Here is a 6,187-nt window from a genome sequence, read left to right on the forward strand (position 1 = left end):
ATCCAAGTCCCCTTATCTTTAAAGTCCAGGAATGTTGCGGGAATACTTGCCCATTGTGCGCTGCGTCTCCTGATCCACCTTACTGATCGCATCGTTGACTGCGGCAATCACAAGATCCTGCAGCATGTCAACGTCATCAGGATCAACGGCTTCTTCCTTGATTTCAATATCCTGCATCTTATGATCGCCCGTAAACTTCACGACAACGGCATCGTCCGGCGCATGGCCTTCAAAAACCGTTTTCTGCAGTTCTTCCTGATCCTTTTGCATATTCTTCTGAAGCTTCTGCATCTGCTTCATCATTCCCTGCATGTTCATTCCACGCATCATAATAAATCATCCTTTCAATCTTCCTTGATTTCAATCAAATCCCTGCCAAAAATATCCTCCGCCTTCTGAACTATGTCATCTTCAGGCTCTTTTGCTTGTTCTGACGGAATTTCCATTAAATCCTTCGGGATCGTTCCTGAACGCATCTGTTTGATGTATTCCTGTCTGATGTTCAGCCAGCGGTTCTTCGGAACGTAAACGATTTTCCCGGCGGCCCCGTAAATGCGACTTACGCTGTTTTCGAATTCGTCGTGCACTCTCTCCTCGTTGATGATGCGACCGCAGATGAATTCATTGTGAAAGCTCAGAATAACTCCTTCAGGTCCCGCCGCCTCGACTTCGCACATCTTGAACATTGCCCTGGTTGAAATGCTGAGGCTGCTCAGGATATCGTCCCTGCAGTCAAGGAAACGTGCCTTGTCTTCCTTTGTCGCACTGCCGAGAATTCGATAGATGCCTGCAACGTCAATCTTGATTTCGTAATGCTGAACCGGTTTTCTGGCAGGCTTCGGCGTTTTTTCACTGGAAAATACACGGTCTTTGCTGCTCAGGAGCTTTTGGAGCTGGTCCTTTAACTCCCCGACCTGTCTTTGCAGATCGTTCAGCTCGTCCAAAGTCTCAGGTGACGCCTGTCGTGTCTGAACACCCGCCTCAGAATCCCTTCCGTCAATCTTTGAAAGCTTGACCGTCAAAACCTCAAGATAAACGGACTGATGCATTGAATAGCGCATGTTTTCCTGCTGTTCGTTCAGCGTGTCGATATATCGGTAAAGCGTTTCCGGATTGCTTTTTTCAGCCATGGCCTTGAACTCGTCGTCAATCATGACCGAACCTGCCTGTTCAAGCATCTCCGGTGCCTGCCTGTACAACAGCAGATCGCGGCAGCAGTTGATCAGGTCCTCAAGCAGGCGCCTGGCATCCTTTCCTTCATCAAGGATTTCGTGAATCGTCTGAAGTCCTGCAACCGTCTCATGATTTTGAACCTGACTCAGATACCTGATCAGATTTTCGCGCGTCACGCTTCCCGTCACGAGCAAAGCATTGTCCAGCGTAACCTTGTTTTCACCAAATGACAGCACCTGATCCAGAATGCTGAGCGCATCGCGCATCCCGCCCTCGGCTGCCCGCGCAATCACCGTCAGCGCCTTTTCATCATATTCAAGCTGCTTTTGCTCCAAAATATATTCCATGCGCCCAAGAATCGCACCGGACGTGATTCGCTTGAAGTCAAACCGCTGCGTTCTTGAGATAATCGTCGCCGGAATCTTGTGCGGATCGGTTGTCGCCAGAATAAAGACCACGTTTGCAGGTGGCTCTTCCAGAGTCTTGAGCAGGGCATTGAATGCGCTCGTCGACAGCATATGGACTTCGTCAATAATATAGACTTTATAGTCGGCCTGCGTCGGCGCATACTTCACCTTGTCCCTGATGTCTCTGATTTCCTCAACGCCGTTATTGGAAGCAGCATCGATTTCGATCACATCGTTCAAACGTCCGGCAGTAATCGCCCTGCAGATTTCGCATTCGTTGCACGGGTCGCCGTTGACCTGATTAGGACAGTTCAGGGCCTTTGCGAACAGCTTGGCACAGGAGGTCTTGCCGGTTCCCCTTGGCCCCGCAAACAGATACGCATGCGTCGTCTGCTTCGTGGCCAGCGCATTTTTCAATGTCTTGGTAATCATGTCCTGACCGACAAGATCTTCAAAGGTCTGCGGTCTCCAAACACGATACAATGCTTGATAGCTCATCGAAGTGCTTCCTTTCTCCTTATAATAAAAAATCTCGATCCCGCAAAGGACCGAGTTTAAATCTCACCATAACAAGGAGCACATGCCGAACCAAACTTAGTGCTGCTTCCTTCCGGACCTGACACGCTTCGTAAGGACAACATTGCCCCAAGGCCTTGCGGCAAATACTATGATACATGAAATTTATGATAATTTCCAGTCCTTAGCACAAAAATTAGAAAATATTAATTTAAAAAATGCAGAGCAGCAAGTCATTTGCAAGTCCAAGGCGTCAGAGCCATGCATTTCTAACGGGCGCGAAGCGAGGCAAAGAAGTCGCTCAAAAGCCTTCCGCACTCCTCCTTAAGGCACCCCTTCTCGACCCGCGCCCGATGATTGAACCGTCCGTCACCAAGCAGATTCATCAAAGTTCCGCAAGTTCCTGCCTTTTCATCAGGAGCTCCGTAAAAGACTTCAGGAATTCTCGCATTGATGATTGCACCGGTGCACATCGGACACGGTTCAAGCGTCACGAACAAGGCGCAGTTTTCCAGGCGGAAGCTCTCAAGCGTCCGGTTGGCTTCTCTGATTGCGGTCATTTCAGCATGCTCGGTTGCATCCTGAAGTTCTTCTCTTCTGTTGTGACCACGCCCGATGATTGAACCGTCCGAGACAATCACGCATCCGATCGGGACCTCGCCTGCCTCATACGCCGCTTCTGCTTCCTTCAAGGCTTCCTTCATGAAAGCAGTTTTCTCTTCTTCTGTCATGGCTTATTCCTTCACGCTCTTCAAGACATAGTAGCCTTTTTCCCGTGCAATCACTTCGCAGTTTCCGTAAGTCTCCTCCATCTTCTTCATGGCAGAAGGAGCGCCCTGCTTCTTTTGCATGACGGCCAGAATCATGCCGCCTTCCTCAAGATGATCGATTCCTGAAAGCAGGATGCCGTGCACGACCTCTTTGCCGGCCCTGATCGGTGGATTCGTCACGATTGTGCTGAAGTCTGTTTCCTCAACGTTTTCATAAATGCTTGATTCGTGAATCGAAACGTTCTTGACTGCGTTTTCTGCTGCGTTTTTCCGGGCAAGTTCCAATGCAAGCTCATTGACGTCGACCATCTCGACCATGGAGTCAGGATTTTTCCTTGCAAGCGAGAGTCCGATCGGTCCGTATCCGCAGCCGACGTCCAGAATTCTGCCGCCAAGATCCAAATCACCCGCTGCATCGATCAAGACGCGCGAGCCAAAGTCAATTGTATTCTTCGAAAAAACGCCGTTGTCGGTCACAAATTTAAAGTCAAACCCCAGAAGCCTGAAGTCAAAGTTTCTTTCTTCATGCTTGACGTCGGGATTTTTTGAATAATAATAATTTTCCTTCATGTTCTCACTGCCTTTTTGAATTCACCTGCAAGTCTGTAAATCAAACGGAGCCCTTGAAAGTAAAAGAGGACTTTCAAAGCCTCATGCGCATCAAAAGTCCTCTCTGCCCGGAATTTTCCAAAGTTCCGCCCTTATGAGATGCGCTCGATCGGAATCGAACCGATGACCTACCGCTTAGGAGGCGGTTGCTCTATCCTGCTGAGCTACGAGCGCATTTAAAGAAGTTGCTGCCAACTGCAACTCCTTTAGTATAATATAATTTTTCAGGTAAAGTCAATTGTTAATTCAATATCCGACTTCAAAATTTTTGAGAAGCTTGACGAAATTGTATCTTCTCAGCCATCCCAGGCACTTGGTGACCACTTTGAGTCTGAACTTTGCAAGCGGATTTTTCTCCAGGAGATTCTCTGAATACGTCACGCGGACCTTGTCCCTGGCAAGTTCAACCAGCTCATAGGCAGCGTTCAAAACCTCGTCCTTGCTTTCAAGCCGATAGTGATAGCTGCGATTCCTGACGATTTTCGTAATCAGCAGCCTGGCAGGCGTCTGCTTATCAACGTGAGTCCTGTAGCTCACGCCCTCCAGTTCATCCACACTGACTGATTTCCCGGTCTCCTGCCTGATGTCATACACTGCGTTGTCAATCAACCGCGAAAACAGATATTCTGCCGAAACGTTCAATGTTGTTGAAACCTTCATGATAACGCGACCACCCTTCCTCTTGAATACATTAATTATAACGCATGAAGAACCTTTATCATAGTGAACAAGCTCTTAAGAAAATACGATTTTTTTATTAAGCTTTCTTAACCTTTCGCCTGCCTTTGTTCTTCTGATCACGCCTGCGCTTTTTCCTGTGCTTTCTGACCGTCGGAAGCTGTTTTTCAACCTGTTCAGTCGTTTTTCCGGCGGTCTTCTTCGGCTTTCGGGGACGAACCGGTTCGGCATTTTTTTCAGTCGTCAGTTTCTGATTGAAGATATAGCCGGTTTCGACATCATAGGCTTCGTCCTTGATCAGCTGCCTGAACTTGCGCAGATCATGCTCGTTGCCGAGATTGACGACGCTGCCGGAAGCGCCCATCCGTCCGGTTCTTCCGATGCGGTGAATATAAGTGTTGACGTCCTTTGGCAGGTCAAAGTTCACGACTGCCGGCAGCTTTTGAATATCCAGGCCGCGGCAGGCAACGTCCGTCGTCAGGACGAGTCTGATCTGCCGTTTCTTCAGCCCGTTCAATGCCTTTTCGCGTTCCGTCTGGCGCTGTTCGCTGGACAGTCTGGCAACGGAAGCACCCGCATGAATCAGTTTCTCATAGGCATCCTTGAGCTCTGCATTTTGCCTGAAGAAAACAAGCGCATAAAAGTCCTCGACGTTTGAAAGCTTGCGCAGAGCCTCGATGCGTTTTCTCTGCGGGACTTCGACCATGTAGTGCGTCACGTGGCCGCGCGTCCGATCCTGCTTTCTGACATCGCACGTGACCGGTTCGATGCCGAACCATTTGTGCAGCTCGTTCAAAACGGGCGTCTTCGTGGCCGAGAAAAAGCCCAGCTGAACGTCCGCCCTGGCCCGGCTCACAAGCTTGCGGCAGTCAGCAAGCGTTTCTTCCTGCGCAAGCATTTCATCCGCTTCGTCAATCACGATTGCTTCCAGGTTATGCAATTTGAGACGCTTTTCGTCTGCAAGGTTCAGCAGACGCCCCGGTGTGCCGACGATGACTTCCGGCCGGTCCCTGCGCAGCTTTTCAATCTGGCGCCTGACGTTGGCACCGCCGATGACGGCAGCCGTCTTCAGTTCCAAAAGCTTGCCCCACGGCCTGATGACATCCGAAAGCTGCGCCGCCAGTTCCTGTGACGGTGCAATGATCAGAAGCTGCGGACCGTCTCCCTTCAGAACCTTCTCCAGAAGCGGCAGCGCATATGCCAGAGTCTTGCCCGAGCCTGTCGGCGACAGTCCCAGGACGTCCTTCCCCTGCGCAAGCAGCGGATAGACTTCCTTTTGAATCAGCGTTGGTTCGGAAAATCCCTGTTCTTTAAAATGTTCTTCAAATATATCGTTCATGTTTTCTCTCTTTCAATGATTTCGTTGCCTAGTATGTGATGCCGGCGCTTTTCTTCAGCATTTCCATGACCTGATTCACCCTGTCCGCAAGATCGAGCCAGGCTTGTTCGGTCATTTTACCTTCAAGCGAACCGTCCTCTAATATTCTAGCAAAATCCAGAGCTTCCGCAAGCATTGGATTTTCATCCGGCGTATTCGAGAGCAGTTTTCTATTGCCTTTTGCGTCAACCAGAAAGACCTGATCCAAATCGGCCGCATTGCCGCACAGCAAAAGGGTTTCCCTTAACCCGTAGATTTCTCCCGGAAGATAGGAATTGGACGTCTTCCCGACTTTCAAGACAACATTTTCGTCTCCGTATTTTAAAATGGCGATCCCCGAACCGTCAATTCCATTTCTCAGCCTGACCGGGAAATACCTTGCGTCATCCGGCATTCCGAACCACGAAACTGCGCAATAGACAAGGTAAATGCCGAGATCCTGCAGGGCTCCGCCGGCAAAGCGCGTTGAGAAGACGTTCGGCTCCTTTCCTTCAAGAAAGGCATCATAGCGCGATGAATATTTCTGGTAGGTCAAAGTCGCCCCCTGAAACGTTTCAAGCCTTGCAACTTCTTTTCTGACGATTTCAAAGTTTTCTTCATGCACGTGACGTGCCGCTTCAAAGAAGTAAACGTCGCTTCTTCTGGACAGAAGATCA

The 6,187-nt window shown here is 49.5% G+C and carries 7 protein-coding genes, 1 tRNA gene and 1 other RNA gene; all 9 read right to left on the reverse strand.

The genetic code is table 11. From position 1 onward, the window contains the following. Positions 1 to 18 precede the first annotated feature (18 nt). Positions 19 to 333 carry a YbaB/EbfC family nucleoid-associated protein gene (locus tag V7Z60_RS02320; RefSeq protein WP_334115981.1) on the reverse strand — a complete coding sequence of 105 codons (315 nt, stop codon included), beginning with the start codon at positions 331 to 333 and terminating at the stop codon, positions 19 to 21. Between the two features lie 11 nt (positions 334 to 344). After that, complete coding sequence (gene dnaX, locus V7Z60_RS02325; RefSeq protein WP_334115967.1) at positions 345 to 2,078, reverse strand: DNA polymerase III subunit gamma/tau; 1,734 nt, start codon at positions 2,076 to 2,078, stop codon at positions 345 to 347. 67 nt (positions 2,079 to 2,145) lie between these two features. Beyond that, an RNA gene (gene ffs / locus V7Z60_RS02330) (signal recognition particle sRNA small type) lies at positions 2,146 to 2,232 on the reverse strand. A gap of 133 nt (positions 2,233 to 2,365) precedes the next feature. Further along, positions 2,366 to 2,827, reverse strand: a complete 462-nt coding sequence (tadA, locus tag V7Z60_RS02335) for a tRNA adenosine(34) deaminase TadA (RefSeq protein ID WP_334115969.1) — start codon at positions 2,825 to 2,827, stop codon at positions 2,366 to 2,368. Between the two features lie 3 nt (positions 2,828 to 2,830). Then, positions 2,831 to 3,436: a class I SAM-dependent methyltransferase gene (locus tag V7Z60_RS02340; protein ID WP_334115971.1), complete on the reverse strand. Its 606-nt coding sequence runs from the start codon at positions 3,434 to 3,436 to the stop codon at positions 2,831 to 2,833. A 139-nt stretch (positions 3,437 to 3,575) separates the two neighbouring features. After that, positions 3,576 to 3,649 (reverse strand) — tRNA-Arg (locus V7Z60_RS02345). 72 nt (positions 3,650 to 3,721) lie between these two features. Continuing rightward, a complete protein-coding gene (locus V7Z60_RS02350) occupies positions 3,722 to 4,135 on the reverse strand; it encodes a DUF3284 domain-containing protein (RefSeq protein ID WP_334115973.1) in 414 nt (137 codons plus the stop codon). 97 nt (positions 4,136 to 4,232) lie between these two features. Continuing rightward, positions 4,233 to 5,492, reverse strand: a complete 1,260-nt coding sequence (locus V7Z60_RS02355; protein WP_334115975.1) for a DEAD/DEAH box helicase — start codon at positions 5,490 to 5,492, stop codon at positions 4,233 to 4,235. Positions 5,493 to 5,520: 28 nt separating this feature from the next. Next, a partial coding sequence (locus V7Z60_RS02360; RefSeq protein WP_334115977.1) for a gfo/Idh/MocA family oxidoreductase occupies positions 5,521 to 6,187 on the reverse strand: 667 nt, incomplete at its 5' end.

The sequence above is a fragment of the Ligilactobacillus sp. genome (genome assembly GCF_036846325.1).
Taxonomy (GTDB): Bacteria; Bacillota; Bacilli; order Lactobacillales; family Lactobacillaceae; genus Ligilactobacillus.

Coding starts and splice junctions, on each gene's coding strand:
- dnaX (WP_334115967.1), bottom strand. CDS start 2,078: ATGAGCTATCAAGCATTGTATCGTGTTTGGAGACCGCAGACCTTTGAA.
- tadA (WP_334115969.1), bottom strand. CDS start 2,827: ATGACAGAAGAAGAGAAAACTGCTTTCATGAAGGAAGCCTTGAAGGAA.
- V7Z60_RS02340 (WP_334115971.1), bottom strand. CDS start 3,436: ATGAAGGAAAATTATTATTATTCAAAAAATCCCGACGTCAAGCATGAA.
- V7Z60_RS02350 (WP_334115973.1), bottom strand. CDS start 4,135: ATGAAGGTTTCAACAACATTGAACGTTTCGGCAGAATATCTGTTTTCG.
- V7Z60_RS02355 (WP_334115975.1), bottom strand. CDS start 5,492: ATGAACGATATATTTGAAGAACATTTTAAAGAACAGGGATTTTCCGAA.